The organism is Planktothrix serta PCC 8927, from assembly GCF_900010725.2.
Classification (GTDB): domain Bacteria; phylum Cyanobacteriota; class Cyanobacteriia; order Cyanobacteriales; family Microcoleaceae; genus Planktothrix; species Planktothrix serta.
This window is the reverse complement of record NZ_LR734824.1, coordinates 150,836-164,906: the sequence shown is the minus strand read 5'-3', so window position 1 is coordinate 164,906 and position 14,071 is coordinate 150,836. Positions and strand designations below refer to the sequence as shown.

The following is a 14,071-nucleotide window of genomic DNA, read 5'->3' as shown; positions in this document are numbered from 1 at the left end:
CTAACCCCGAATACCCAGACGAGCAATTAAGGCTTGATAGCGTCCTTTATCTTGGCTTTTTAAGAAGCTTAACAGACGCTTGCGACGGCCAATCATTAGTAAAAGTCCACGCCGAGAGGAGTGATCTTTTTTATTGATTTTCAGGTGTTCGCTGAGTTTATTAATGCGTTCGGTCAGCATTGCCACTTGCACCTCACAGGAACCGGTATCGGTTTCATGGGTTTGGTGCTCGGACATGATTTCTTGTTTACGCTGCTGTGTGAGAGCCATAGTTGTTGAATCTCAAGTTAATCCGTAATTTGCCACAATCATTTAGAGTACCATACTTACGAAGACATTAGGGAAATCCAGTGGGGCCAAATTTTCAACATCTCAATCCTGACAATCCGGGGGTACAGGAAGTCATGCAATATATGCTGTCACGTCGTCAGTTTCTTGTGTTAGGAACTGGCTCTTTTGTGACAACACTTATGCTTTCAAGCTTGACAGGGGAAGCTGAACCTGCCCAAAATACCGATGTTTCTTCTGCCAGCAATCTAATCAAAGGTGAAGTAAAAACTATGGATATTCAGCCCACTAATCCTGACTATTTTATTCCCAATCGATTTCAAGGAAAAACGATTTTAATTACGGGTGCGGCCACGGGAATTGGAGCAGCTACGGCGATTAGAGCCGCTCGTGAAGGGGCTAATGTGGTGGGAGTTGACCGGAAGGAAAAAGAACTCAATCAGACCATTAGTAAGATTAAAGGGGAAGGACATAATGCGATCGCAATTGTTGGGAATGTCGTAGAAACGGCGTTGTGTGATCGTATGGTAACAGAAGCGGTGAACGTCTTTGGTGGTGTCGATTTGGCGCTGAATGCGGCGGGAGTCATGGATGGAGGCGATCCGGCTCAACCGCTTAATTTTGAAGGTCAACGCGATTTGTTGCCTAATTCAATTCATCTCGCTACTGATGAATATTGGGAGGCTGTGGTAGCAACGAATACAACGGGTGTATTTAAGTCAATGCGCTCAGAACTACGACAAATGTTAGAACAGGGTAAAGGTGGAGCCATCGTCAATATTGGTTCGATCGCGGGCTTAACTGGATTAGCCGGAAATCCTGCCTACGTTGCTAGTAAACACGGAGTTACAGGCTTAACGCGAAATGCAGCCCTAGATTATGCGCCTTACGGGATTCGGATCAACTCAGTTAATATGGCAGCTACGGATACACCGATGGTAGCTAGAGCAGGCGAATTTGTGCAGGCCAGCAAAAAAGCTGGCGAGGGTAGCTCAATGGGGGGGCTCAAACTACAGAGCATTCTGTCTGCTGTTGATTCCAAACATCGTTCGTCCACCGTTTGGGAACAAGGGGCAATTATTCTCTTTTTATTGTCTCAAGATGCTGCTAATTTAACGGGTTGTACTTATGCCACGGATGGGGGTTGGACGGCTTACTAAACAGATGTGAGTTTGACGGAGTGTGATGGTGTAGCCACCGCCATCACGGCATCGCATCTATCAAGATTTAAACTAACCCTTACCTGCTGTTTTAAAGCCGAGAGTTAAATAGTTTGAAGATTGGAGGTTGTGTTGTTAAAGAGCGATCGCCCTTGATGAAACCTAGAGCTATATGCTAACATTGAAGTTAATTTGAGAAGGAGTGGCTATTTATTACAGAAGCAGAAATTGAACAAGTTGTCGTGAGTTCTCGAAAAATTCGGGGTCAAACAACGGAGGGGGCGAGGGCTATTGCTAAAAAACAAGGACACGCCAATTCAGGAGGATATGCTTCAGTTTTTCAGGGTATTGAACCAACTCAACTTAATGCTGAGGTGTTAATCCGAAATATTCTCACTCACCCCAAAAGACAGTTTATGGGTGATAAAGTTACTGATATTTATAACGATCTTGGACAAGGTGTCCGCTTTGATAAAAATACTTACGCATTTATTGGTTTTTTAGAGGAGTTCTTAGCAAGACAATGAATAATATACTAATGCAAGATGCTGCACGTCATCCCCAACTATTTGTGTGGAATGGTACAATTGAATCTAATCAATTAGAAGTCTGGTTAGAAGAGCATCAATTGAATTTACCCCAAGATTTAATTGAACTTTGGAAACGGACGAATGGGGGTGACTTGTTCGAGAGTGAAACCATTCTCAGTCCATTTGGGGATGATAGCTTGGGAGATGATATTGAGAGTATGAATGAGTTTCACTACTCTCAAGGGATGGCAAAAAATTATTTACTGTTTCATCTGGGAACAGGGTTGAGTGCTGTTCGTTTAACCGATGGGTATTATGTTAAATTGGATGAGAGTTATCAAGAAATTGATCAATTTCAGACTTTAGATGATTGGTATAGAGATGAACTGCGATCGGAATATGGTAGACGTTACAATCTTGAGCTAGAGGCTTTAAAAATTATTCGGTAACTTTTACTTGATAAAAAAGATTTTTTCCATAAAAAAAGATTTTTTTATGGAAAAGAAAAACACAAATTTGAAAACTTAGAAGTTCGTCTTGATCAAGAAATTAGATAATGTGAAGAGTTAAGAAATAGATGCGATCGCTTAATTTTTATCTTTAGGTAGGGTAGGTTAGTATAGGAATTGAAGGGATATGCTGTAAATATAATGACTAACTTATGAATGCCATTTATAAACTTCCCAAATCAAATAGGACTGTTATAACATATTCTTCCGCTTCAGATTCAATTTCTATAATCTTGTTTTTCCATTGATCTAATCGGTGATTTCGTTTCTGTTGATCTTCGTATGAGGGTGTAGGAAGTCCATCTGAACCATATCTACCATATTCATATGGTAACCCTTTAAAAAACACAGTCCCTGCATTGGGAAGAATATTGCTGAGTTTTAACCATTTTTCACAGTAGGTTTGCCAACAGAAAACATGATCATGAATTTCACGAGGTTTAAAACAACGCAGATGTTTAACAGAAACTTCAGAAGAACCGAACAGTTTTTGCTCAAGGTCAGGATTTTGAGAACTGTTAAATAAACGAGTTTCACTTCCTTCCCCTCGGAAAAACTCAACAATAAACCAATCCCCAAAATCAAAAATACAAACTTCTGTATCGCTATCATCTTCTATTAAACGGTCAACATTTTCAGGAAGATATTGACCGAGAGCATTAATAGATCTTTGAGGTAATAAAATTCTAATTCTTTCAAAGCTATCGCTATAATTTTCCCAGAATTTTTTGCGCGCTCGTAACTGATTTTTTTGCCAATCTGGTATATTTAACTCATGATTCTTTTCTAATAAAAGCTCAACAATATTTTCAAAATCTTTATAATTAACTGCACCGATCCATTTTCTTAATGCTTCTTTAGCTTCTCCTGAAAGCTGATGCCATTTACTATAAGAATTTTTAGGTTTAAAATTCAATTTTACCCACTCGACCAGATTCGGTAAAGTTTCAGCTATTTCGGATGATATGTTAGTTAGTAAATAATCCGTTGCTTTAATTTGATCTTCAGACAGCATTTCTTCAAGACAATTGAGCAACCAAGTCTCGTATTGAAGATCACGAGAAGATACAAAAACCTCTGCAACCGTTGTTAGCGCATCTTCAGCTTTTTTAATCCAGTAAGGTAATTGATAGGTTTTTAATAAATTTTTGGGAGTTTTCTTATACGTTAAACTTAATTTTGCTAAATCAGCAGGAGCTTTTTTTAAACTTTCAATAATTTTTATCGTTACCAAGTCTTGATAATCCACTTTATCTAAGACATCCACAGAAAAGGAATTAACTAAAGATTCTGATATAATTCTTTTTTTATTATTATCTTCATTTCCATAATATAAAACTAAATTCCAAATTAAACGGTTTTTTAACCATCCTTTTTCTTTGGCTATATTCCAAATTAACTGACATAGTTTTAAATCATCGGATTTAAAGTAAACTAAATAAATCCATTCTAAATTACTAATTTTATCTATTTGATTGTTTTCAATATCTTTTGATATTTCCTCAAATGTTCGAGGTTTAATATAATTTGTAATCTGGATATGAGGAGGTAATAAACTCTCTTGTTCACCTAGCGAATTTGAAAAGTCTAGGAGTTGAGAAGGTTTTATTGGAGAGAAATCCGGTAAACTTAAACTTGAAAAAATCATCCTTGTAATACCCCCTAAAATTTGATTTAGTCTTTGTAGGTTTGTAGGGGCGAGGCGCGCCTCGCCCCTACGATGAATTGGATTTTAAGTCGGATTTAAACTGATTTAGACTTGCTATAGTTATTTACTTTGATTGAGATTTTGATGAATTTAAAAACTTATCCCAATCAATTTGTTTAAGTTGAAAGCGAAAGACAACCCGGCGATCGCGTGGATCATCAATTTTTTGATTAGCTTCTACTTCTCCTCGTCCTGCGGCCATGAGTTTGGTTTGAAATTTAGGCTTAGTTTGAAAAACAAATCCGCTTGAAAAGACATAATTATAAACAGATAGTGAGCGTTTTAAGCTTAAATCCATATTATATTTATCATCTCCTAGAGAACTGGTTTGACCCTCAACGATAACGCGAGTTACAGTATCCTCAAAAGCAGGGTTAGAGAAAATAACAGCACTATATTTTGGAATAAATTCTCGCAAAAACTTTTTGCCTTCCGGTTTTAATTCTGCACTCCCTTTATCAAAAAGAATCGCATCAGGAATACTTACATCTCCCGTTTTTGGATCAATTTTTATCAGATTACCATTAGGTAAATCTCGCATTGTTCTAAACATTTCATCAGGAATTTTCTTGATGATATCTTGAGTTTTATTGAGTTGCACCATTACCGTAATAAATAATAGGGCAAAAAACATTAATAACCCCGACATTAAATCCCCAATGGAGAGATAAACTCCAGAATTTTGTTCTTCCTGAAGTTCTGTTTCTAATTCTAATTCTGATAAATCACTCATGATTAATTTCTCCCATTAGTATTTCTAAGATCGTCAGCAGCAGAAACGAGATATTGAGCCACACCCATAAATTCATGAGAAGTAGAGTTTAATTGTTGGCAAATGGTAGCCGTTGCTGTATCAAACTCCTGAATGCGGTTACTATAAACCTCATTTGCTTGTTGAAGATAACCTGCTAACTGTTGATTTCCGGCTTGTAAAGTGGCATTAAATTGAGTAGCCATATTTTGATAATGGCCAGAAACTTGATTCGCCTCATCTCCAATTGTTCGAGCTAATTCTTGTAACTGTGCGAGACGTTCACCGGAGGTTAAACCCAGTGTATTTGATAATTTAGAAACCTTTTCAACGGTTTCCTTAATGGTGTTCATGCTGGTTTGAATTTCTTCGCTCATGTGTTGAGAATCTTCTATAAAAACGGTTTTCAAAGAATCTACAACCTGAGCTAAACCGTCCCGTTGTTCTCCCAAGGTTTCCTGTAACAGTTGATTTTGTTCAGTAAAGAAATTGTTGAGAGATTCTTGATATTCATTACGGAATTTTTTTAATTCTTCCTCAAAATCAATGCGAATTCCTTTAAAGGTATCGGCGGCTTTTTCCGCACTTAATTCAAAAGCTTGACGCTGGGCTTCCATCCCCTCAATACTGGTATTAACCGCCCGTTCAATTTCAAGAGAAACTTTCTGCATTACCCCTTCTGTATCGGTGCGGAATTGTCCTAAAATCTCCTGCAAATTAACAGCAAAGTCTTTAAGTTCTACTAATGTAGTTTTCTGGAATTCCTGAATAGTAGAAATAGCACTTGATAAACTTGCTGAAATTCCTCCTAAAGATTCTCTTAACTCTCGCACGGCTAATGATGCTTCCTGGGTTAAGGCTGCACTTTCATCTAACCGCTTGACAACAGGTTCAATTAACTGGGTTTCCATTTGATGAATTAAGGTTTCTACAGTTTGACCTTGTTGTTTAATTAAGGTTTCTACCGTTTGACCTTGACTTTCTTGTGTTGTTCGTAGTTGTTGTAACTCCTGATATAACTCTTGATATAAAGGTTTTACATCTTGCTGAACAACGACTCTAAAATACCTGCCCGTTGCTTTCCCAATTTCATCCGCACTCAGGTTACTAATTCCTTTTAAACTATCAGCAACATTCTTCAAAGATTCTACCAATTCGGTTTGATTAGATTGTTGATTACCTAAACGAGAAAGAAGTCTAACAGGAGTTTCTAAAATTGCAATTTCTCTGAGTTGATTTCTTAAGTTATCTCGTCGTTGTTCCCGTCGCCATTTCCCCCAAGCCAGAAATAACATAAAAAAGCTAGAAGTTCCTAAACCAAATAGGGAAGTAACAAAGGCTAACTTCATTCCTTCCATCAGTTGGGTACTAGCTTTCAGCAGGTTATTCGCTTCTGAAATATTACCAAGATTAATGTTTTGCAGTCCTAAATAAATCCCCGCAAAGGTTCCTAAAACCCCCAATGCGGTTAATAAAGTCGGTGCAAAATAAACAGGGCCGCGGGGTATAGGTTGAGATAGAATAGAGGGGGCTGATAGGATAATAAATTTTAGCTGATCATTTTCATCTTTGATGAGTTTTTCATTTTGAATTAAAAAGTGTCTTTGTAGCCATTTTCTAATCTTTTCATCTGTATCTGTTGGTAAATCCAATTTTTCTTCTGGTTTATTATTGCTGTTTAAGAAATTAATCCCATCTTCAGTATCTTTGAACTTCGGAAAATAATTTTTAAAAATAGAAAAAAGTTCTAATCCCAAAGCTAGTAAAGCGAATACAATAATAATCCAAATAAAGATATCACTAACTGGATCACCTGAATTTAAACTTTTTTTAAACCATTCCCACATTGCTAATTCTCCTAATATTTAAGTAAGTTAATTTTGAGTAAATCTTTGAATCTCAGACTCAGATAAAAATTCTTGAGCAACTCGCATAGGAAGGTGAGCCGCATCGGTAACACCATTAACAGGTTTTCGCAGAATTAAGCCATAAAGCGGTTCTCCTGTTTCAGCATCGTTATCAACTTCTAAAGAAGGTTCTAGTGCTTCTTCATCTATTTTGAGGTAGACTTTTTCCGGTGCATAATTGCGTAAAAGTCGAACTTGCGATCGCGTTTTTAAATTCCGCAAAGAAACGGTTAAACCCGCAGAATTTCCGAACATAAACCGTGCTTCTTTCCAAGCATGATTAATGGCTACAATTTCTGCAAGAAGCTGTTCTAAGCTAGGTTGAAATAAAAAATTATCGGGGAGAGAAGACATTTTTAATATCGATGATGCTCCTATAAATATTGCTATCTATGAATCTGAGATTGATAATAATTCAGAATTCAAAGTTTGTAAATCAGTGAAATTACGGAACTTTAATGTTTATTTATTGGTTATATACCCTAACGAATCGTTTTTGTTTCTGCGGGTATAACATCTTGTAATTGAGCCATTTCACTAAAATCTACTTTCTAAAACCGAGGGGTGATGCTGCTACCAGTCCGAATCCGATTCGTTTCCCTCCCATATCTCCCGTTCCGAATCTCATTCTAATTCCCGATCTAAGGCGTTTTGTTCTCGGTAATCATCGTAACTATCCTGAACATCCCGGTCGTAATCATAGTCGTGGTCGTCGTTGTCGTAACCGTCCTCACCGGGGCCAAAATTATCGTAACGCATGGTCACCAATACCTCATAATTAGCTATACTGACTTATAGCGACTTAGAAACAAAATTACGCAAATTTTCAAAAATTTTTTTATTCACTCTAATTTAGAGGTAATCACCTCAATCGGACGCAATACTTTATCCTTGACTCGAACTTTCCACAAATAATTCCCAATGAGGCAAATTCAGGACACAGGAGACAGGATACAAGATACAGAATACAAGATACAGGCAAGATGCCTGTTCCACGATAAAATACTGAGAAATATTCACCCCTGTAACTGTAATTTTGAGTGTGGCTAATTCTAATCGAAAACCGATTCTCCTGGACTTTGAAAAGCCTCTAGTCGAGCTAGAAAGCCGAATTGACCAAATTCGTCAATTAGCGAATGAAAATGGTGTTGATGTATCCGAAGAAATTCGGCAACTCGAAGCCCGTGCTAACCAACTGCGACAAGAAATTTTTAGTAGTTTATCTCCCCTACAACGGCTACAACTGGCTCGTCATCCCCGACGGCCGAGCACCCTAGATTATATTCAAGCCATGACCGATGAATGGATGGAGTTACATGGCGATCGCCGAGGCTATGATGATCCAGCCTTAGTGGGGGGCGTTGCTCGTTTAGGTGGACAACCTGTGATCATCCTCGGTCATCAAAAAGGACGGGATACCAAAGATAATGTAGCCCGGAATTTCGGTATGGCCGCCCCCGGTGGCTATCGCAAAGCCATGCGGTTAATGGAACACGCCAACCGTTTTTCCATGCCCATTCTCACCTTTATTGATACTCCTGGCGCCTGGGCGGGAGTGGACGCCGAAAAACTCGGTCAAGGAGAAGCGATCGCTTATAACCTCCGAGAAATGTTTAATTTAGACGTTCCCATTATCTGTACCGTCATTGGTGAAGGAGGTTCCGGTGGAGCGTTAGGGATTGGAGTTGGGGAAAAACTGCTGATGTTAGAACATTCCGTTTATACTGTAGCTACCCCCGAAGCCTGCGCCGCGATTTTGTGGAAAGATGCGGGTCAAGCGCCTCAAGCCGCCCAAGCTTTGAAAATTACCTCCAAAGATCTTAAACAATTAGGCATTATTGATGAAGTGGTACCCGAACCCGATGGGGGTGCCCATAGCAACCCTTTAAAAGCGGCAGAACTGCTCAAAAATGTCCTCCTGAAATCCTTAGCTGAACTGCTGGCGTTAACTTCCCAACAGCGTCGAGAAATGCGCTATCAGAAATTTAGAAATATTGGGGTTTTTGCAGAAGTCAAGGTTTAAACAGTTAACAACACCAGGGATAGAGATGACGGCATTTAACGAAAATCCAAAATCCAAAATCTAAAATTCCTTTGATGATATACTTACGGAAGTAACAAATCTTTACACAATTCTCAGATTAAGCAGTTTACAGATTTGTCACCTCTATTTGAGTCCCATTGGAGACGACTTAAAACGGACATGACTTCTCCCATTCAAAAAAGAGCCTTGATCACCGGAGCCAGTAGTGGCATCGGTCGGGCCACAGCCCTCGCCTTTGCCAGAGCCGGAATTGACATTGCATTAGTCAGTCGCCAGGAGGATCGCTTAGAAGCGGTAGCTGAAGAAGCCCGAAATTCTGGGGTGGAAGCGAAAGCTTTTGCTCTTGACTTGGCGAAAGTTGAACAAGTCCATGCCCAAATCGATAGTATCGTTGCTGCCTTTGGCCCGATTGACATTTTGGTCAATAATGCTGGCATGGGATACACCAGAGACTTAATTAACACATCCCTTGCCGACTGGCAACGGGTGATCGACTTGAACCTCACCAGTGTCTTTCAGTGTGTGAAAGGGGTTTTACCGGGAATGCGGGATCAAGGAAGTGGAACCATCATTAACGTTGTCTCCATTGCGGGGTTACAGGCTTTTCCCAACTGGGGAGCCTACTGCGTGAGCAAATTTGGTTTGATGGCTTTATCCAAAACCTTAGCAATGGAAGAACGTGTAAATGGAATTCGGGTAACAGCCCTGTGTCCAGGTTCTGTAAATACTCCCATCTGGGATACCGAAACCGTTCAAGCCGATTTTGATCGTTCTGCAATGCTGACACCGGAGATTGTCGCCGAGTCAATTCTCTATGTCGCTTTATTGCCGACGGTTGCTGTCATTGAAGAATTAACGCTCATGCCCAGTGTGGGCACGTTTTGAATCGTTGATTTTTGTCAATTCTAAAACCGTTCACCTTTGTTGTTTCTAAACCTTGATTCAAGATACACCATGACTATCTCACCAAGCACCAATGGCGTCAAAAATTTAGAGATCGACCCGAATGGGGACAAAAATGATGACACCAGTGGGTTCCCCATTCGACCCGATCGCACTTTATCTCATAGTCAAAGCACTCCTTCCCAACCCTGCACGGAAGTGAGCGATGAACAAATGATGGATGCTGTTCGCACCATGCTATACGGGGTGGGTGAAGATCCTGAACGAGAAGGGTTGCTGAAAACCCCTAAACGGGTGGCTGAAGCCATGCGATTTTTAACCAATGGTTACAATCAATCCCTCGAAGATCTCGTAAATGGGGCGATTTTTGATGAAGGCCATGAAGAAATGGTCTTGGTACGCGACATTACTTTCTTCAGTATGTGCGAACACCATATGTTACCGTTCATGGGTCGGGCGCACGTTGCTTATATTCCCAATCAAAAAGTCATTGGCTTAAGTAAACTGGCTCGGATCGTGGAAATGTACAGTCGTCGCCTACAAGTTCAAGAACGTCTGACTCGCCAAATTGCTGAAGCGGTTAAAACCGTCCTAGAACCCCAAGGGGTCGCCGTTGTCATGGAAGCAACCCATATGTGTATGGCAATGCGGGGGGTTCAGAAACCGGGGTCTTGGACAGTGACGAGCGCGATGGTCGGTTCATTCCAAGACGATCAGAAAACCCGTGAAGAATTTCTGAATTTGATTCGTCACCAACCTGCATTTTTTTAAGCAATCTGGATTTTAGCGCTGAATTAAGAATTTAAGATAGAGGATTAAGAAGAAATTTAATTTATGCTAGAAAAAGCCTAAAAGCTATAATTCTTAGTTCTTAAATTCTTAATTCTTAGTTCACTTTTAATCGGAAAATTCATGATCACTCAACCCATCAAATTTGGAACCGATGGCTGGCGCGGTGTTATTGCTTTGGACTTCACCTTTGAACGAGTGGCTTTAGTCGCTCCCATTGCGGCTCAGATTCTCTATCAAACCTACGGAGAAAGTACCGGAAGCCGGACGGTGATTGTCGGCCATGATCGGCGTTTTTTAGCGGAAGAATTTGCCCGATGTGCTGCGGTCGCCATCCAAGCGGCGGGCTTTGATGTCAAACTCAGTGAAACCTTTGCTCCGACTCCGGCTTTTTCGTTAATCGCCCATCAACAACAGGCGTTAGGAGCAATTGTGTTAACCGCTAGTCATAACCCCGGTAAATATTTAGGGTTAAAAGTTAAAGGAGCTTTTGGAGGTTCGGTCGGGCCAGAAATTACCCAACAAATTGAAGCGTTATTAACCGAACCTCCTACTTTTGAAACAACACCCGGAACTTTAGAACATTTTAATCCTTGGCCGAGTTATTGTGAAACTTTACGTTCTAAAGTTGATATTGGGGGAATTCAAGAGGCAATTAATCAAGGAAAATTAACGGTTTTTGCGGATGTGATGCACGGGGCGGCGACGGGAGGATTAACTCAATTATTGGGAGATAAAGTTCACGAAATTAATACAAATCGTGATCCTTATTTTGGGGGAGGCGCGCCGGAACCTTTACCCCGTTATATTCCTGAATTATTTGAACAATTAGAGGCTTTTCGCACTTCTAATGGGGGTTTAACCATTGGGTTTGTGTTTGATGGGGATAGCGATCGCATTGCAGCAATTGATCAAAATGGCAATTTCCTCAGTTCTCAAATTTTAATTCCGGTCTTAATTGAACATTTATCAACTCGTCGAGGATTTACCGGAGAAATTGTTAAAACTGTGAGTGGTTCGGATTTAATTCCTCGCATTGCTAAATTATTCAATTTATCGCTTTATGAAACTCCGATCGGTTATAAATATATTGCCGATCGGATGTTAACTACTGAAGTCTTAGTCGGGGGTGAAGAATCTGGCGGCGTTGGCTATGGAACCCATATTCCTGAACGAGATGCGTTGTTATCGGCGCTGTATGTCTTAGAAGCGATGGTACAGTCCGGGGAAGACCCGACTCAAACATACTCACGTTTACAAGCACAAACGGGTTTTGATTCGGCCTATGATCGGATTGATTTACCGTTAGCGAGTATGGATGTGCGATCGCGCCTAGTCGAAAAATTGGAAACTCAACCGTTACAGGAAATTGCGGGCCAAGCGGTGGTTGATTGTTTAGCGGTCGATGGTTACAAATATCGCCTCGCCGATGGTCGTTGGTTATTAATTCGTTTTAGCGGGACAGAACCCGTTTTACGCCTTTATTGTGAAGCTCCCACCCTGGATATTGTTCAGGAAACCCTAAACTGGGCTAAAAACTGGGCAAATCAGTTTTAGTTCTAACCTCTGAGAAACTGTAGGGTGCGTAAGCACAGCGCACGCACCAACAGTCTAACCTCTGAGAAACTGTAGGGTGCGTAAGCACAGCGCACGCACCAACAGTCAGAACTTCAGCCAGCAAGAATGCAACCCGTTAACAGTCAAAAATATGAATCTAAAAAAACTAATTGTAGCAACGGGAAATCCGGGTAAGTTGAAGGAAATACAGGCTTATTTGGAGAATTTAGAGATTGAATTGCAGCTTAAGCCTAAAGATTTAGAAATAGAAGAAACCGGAACAACGTTTATAGAAAATGCGGGGTTGAAAGCGTCGCAAGTGGCGTTAGCAACGGGAGAATGGGCGATCGCAGATGATTCTGGGTTAGCCGTTGAAGCGTTAAACGGCGCACCGGGACTGTATTCTGCTCGTTATGCACCAACAGAAGCCGAATGTATTGTGCGACTGCTGAAGGAATTGGGGGATATTCCCAACCGCAATGCTCAATTTGTCTGTGCTGTGGCTGTTGCGCGTCCCGATGGTTCTATTTGGTGCTTGTATCAAGGAATTTGTAAAGGAATCATCACAAAAGCACCGCAGGGAACCGGGGGTTTTGGTTACGATCCGATTTTTTATGTTCCAGAATTTAAGATGACCTTTGCGGAAATGTCGGCAGAATTAAAACATCAAATTTCCCATAGAGGTCAAGCATTTCAAGGGGTTTTACCTCAACTTCAAGCGTTATTGTAAGAAGGGAACAGGGAACAGCTTAACTGGGAACAGAAAGAAAAAGAGGGGTGTACGGTTTAGATTTACAGGAGCGCTATCGTTTCAATTAATCGGGATACGGTATTGTCGTATCCCGCTTGTGGGTGCGAACAGAATTAAATAGCTTCTAGGTTCTTTTCTCCAGTACGAATGCGGATAATTTCTTCCACTGGAGAGATAAAGATTTTCCCATCACCAATTTCCCCAGTCCGAGCAGCAGCAATGACTTTATCCAAGACCATATCCACTTGGCTATCTTCTACAACAATTTCGACTTTGAGTTTTTGCAAGAACTCAACGGTGTATTCAGAACCTCGATAACGTTCTGTTTGACCCTTCTGGCGTCCGAAACCTCTAACTTCAGAAACGGTCATCCCAACAATACCTGCATTGACCAGGGCGATTTTGACCTCATCAAGCTTAAAAGGCCGAATAATTGCTTCTATCTTCTTCAAGATCCTCACTCCTCAAGCTGAATACTTCGTTTAGTCGTCACTAGAAAAATAATCGACAAAAATTGTTGTATTTGCCGATTCCCGTTTTTTCGGGATTTCTCCCACTCCCATTACTGGGGTAAAGTTCGCTTCGCCAATGTTATCTGAGCTTGTTAGGCTAACCACACTGTCTTACCCCTCGTAAGACTGTTTAATGGTCAACGATAGAGCCACAAACTAGCGTCGCATTCGTGGGTATCATGACTCAGTTAACGTAGTCCGTTGCGGACTCAGGCTGGTCAACTATCTAAAGTTAGAGGCAATGTTGGCAGTGCCCGCGCTCCGCCCATAGCCCCATCTCTTTAGAGCGGGGTGCTGACTTAGCATCCTATCTTTTGATATCACCGCCAAGAGACTGTTATTTGTAAAATATGCTACAATTGATCTCCAAAATGGAAGATGGGTTTGTTCCTCCTCACACCTCTATCCGAATTTAATCTAAGCCGGATGAACAACGAGGCAAAAGGGGGGAATCTGCCCCAGAGCCAGAGAGATTTTACCATACTTTGGACAGTTGGCTTGAGGATTTCAGAATCGATCTGTAGATTCGGCAATTTTTAGCCGAAGAAAAATCGATCCGATTCCCTTAAAAACTGCACGCGGCTGATATTGTAAAATCTTGTTAAAAGTGGCAGTTTCTCAAGCGTGAGAGCTTGGTAACTTTTAGAATAAAACAACTATGT

At 40.7% G+C, this 14,071-nt stretch carries 15 protein-coding genes; 8 read left to right on the top strand and 7 right to left on the bottom strand.

The features are described 5' to 3' along the window. The gene (gene rpsO, locus PL8927_RS01045) at positions 1-270 is read right to left on the bottom strand and encodes a 30S ribosomal protein S15 (protein WP_083616641.1); all 270 of its coding nucleotides are present in this window, start codon (positions 268-270) and stop codon (positions 1-3) included. An 80-nt stretch (positions 271-350) separates the two neighbouring features. Here rpsO and PL8927_RS01040 point away from each other — a divergent pair, with 80 nt between their 5' ends. The 3 genes from PL8927_RS01040 to PL8927_RS01030 all read left to right on the top strand — a co-directional run bounded on the left by PL8927_RS01040 (position 351) and on the right by PL8927_RS01030 (position 2,427). Then, positions 351-1,448: an SDR family NAD(P)-dependent oxidoreductase gene (locus PL8927_RS01040; protein WP_197047272.1), complete on the top strand. Its 1,098-nt coding sequence runs from the start codon at positions 351-353 to the stop codon at positions 1,446-1,448. A 242-nt stretch (positions 1,449-1,690) separates the two neighbouring features. Further along, positions 1,691-1,975, top strand: a complete 285-nt coding sequence (locus PL8927_RS01035) for a hypothetical protein (protein WP_083616639.1) — start codon at positions 1,691-1,693, stop codon at positions 1,973-1,975. Continuing rightward, complete coding sequence (locus tag PL8927_RS01030; RefSeq protein ID WP_156093055.1) at positions 1,972-2,427, top strand: SMI1/KNR4 family protein; 456 nt, start codon at positions 1,972-1,974, stop codon at positions 2,425-2,427. Before PL8927_RS01035 ends, PL8927_RS01030 begins: the two co-directional genes overlap by 4 nt. Positions 2,428-2,650: 223 nt before the next feature. On the opposite strand, the gene PL8927_RS01025 is transcribed toward PL8927_RS01030, so the two are convergent. From PL8927_RS01025 to PL8927_RS28765, 5 genes are all read right to left on the bottom strand, one after another. Beyond that, complete coding sequence (locus tag PL8927_RS01025; RefSeq protein ID WP_083616635.1) at positions 2,651-4,135, bottom strand: EH signature domain-containing protein; 1,485 nt, start codon at positions 4,133-4,135, stop codon at positions 2,651-2,653. A 124-nt stretch (positions 4,136-4,259) separates the two neighbouring features. Next, positions 4,260-4,928, bottom strand: coding sequence for an OmpA family protein (locus PL8927_RS01020; protein WP_083616633.1), 669 nt, complete (start codon positions 4,926-4,928; stop codon positions 4,260-4,262). A gap of 2 nt (positions 4,929-4,930) precedes the next feature. Then, on the bottom strand, positions 4,931-6,793 hold the full coding sequence (locus PL8927_RS01015; RefSeq protein ID WP_083616631.1) for a MotA/TolQ/ExbB proton channel family protein: 1,863 nt from the start codon (positions 6,791-6,793) through the stop codon (positions 4,931-4,933). Between the two features lie 27 nt (positions 6,794-6,820). Next, the gene (locus tag PL8927_RS01010) at positions 6,821-7,207 is read right to left on the bottom strand and encodes a hypothetical protein (protein ID WP_083616629.1); all 387 of its coding nucleotides are present in this window, start codon (positions 7,205-7,207) and stop codon (positions 6,821-6,823) included. 270 nt (positions 7,208-7,477) lie between these two features. Then, positions 7,478-7,612, bottom strand: a complete 135-nt coding sequence (locus PL8927_RS28765; RefSeq protein ID WP_269321996.1) for a hypothetical protein — start codon at positions 7,610-7,612, stop codon at positions 7,478-7,480. A 283-nt stretch (positions 7,613-7,895) separates the two neighbouring features. On the opposite strand from PL8927_RS28765, the gene accA reads away from it, so the two are divergent. The 5 genes from accA to rdgB all read left to right on the top strand — a co-directional run bounded on the left by accA (position 7,896) and on the right by rdgB (position 12,876). After that, positions 7,896-8,876, top strand: a complete 981-nt coding sequence (accA, locus tag PL8927_RS01005) for an acetyl-CoA carboxylase carboxyl transferase subunit alpha (RefSeq protein ID WP_083616627.1) — start codon at positions 7,896-7,898, stop codon at positions 8,874-8,876. Positions 8,877-9,056: 180 nt separating this feature from the next. After that, a complete protein-coding gene (locus PL8927_RS01000) occupies positions 9,057-9,782 on the top strand; it encodes an SDR family oxidoreductase (protein ID WP_083616625.1) in 726 nt (241 codons plus the stop codon). A gap of 69 nt (positions 9,783-9,851) precedes the next feature. Next, positions 9,852-10,571, top strand: coding sequence for a GTP cyclohydrolase I FolE (gene folE / locus PL8927_RS00995; protein WP_083616623.1), 720 nt, complete (start codon positions 9,852-9,854; stop codon positions 10,569-10,571). Positions 10,572-10,715: 144 nt separating this feature from the next. Next, complete coding sequence (locus tag PL8927_RS00990; RefSeq protein ID WP_083616826.1) at positions 10,716-12,146, top strand: phosphoglucomutase/phosphomannomutase family protein; 1,431 nt, start codon at positions 10,716-10,718, stop codon at positions 12,144-12,146. A 151-nt stretch (positions 12,147-12,297) separates the two neighbouring features. Continuing rightward, positions 12,298-12,876 (top strand): RdgB/HAM1 family non-canonical purine NTP pyrophosphatase, encoded by a 579-nt coding sequence (rdgB, locus tag PL8927_RS00985; protein WP_083616621.1) that lies wholly within the window; start codon positions 12,298-12,300, stop codon positions 12,874-12,876. A 134-nt stretch (positions 12,877-13,010) separates the two neighbouring features. Here rdgB and PL8927_RS00980 read toward each other — a convergent pair whose 3' ends face one another. Then, positions 13,011-13,349 carry a P-II family nitrogen regulator gene (locus PL8927_RS00980; protein ID WP_083616619.1) on the bottom strand — a complete coding sequence of 113 codons (339 nt, stop codon included), beginning with the start codon at positions 13,347-13,349 and terminating at the stop codon, positions 13,011-13,013. Between the last annotated feature and the right edge of the window lie 722 nt (positions 13,350-14,071).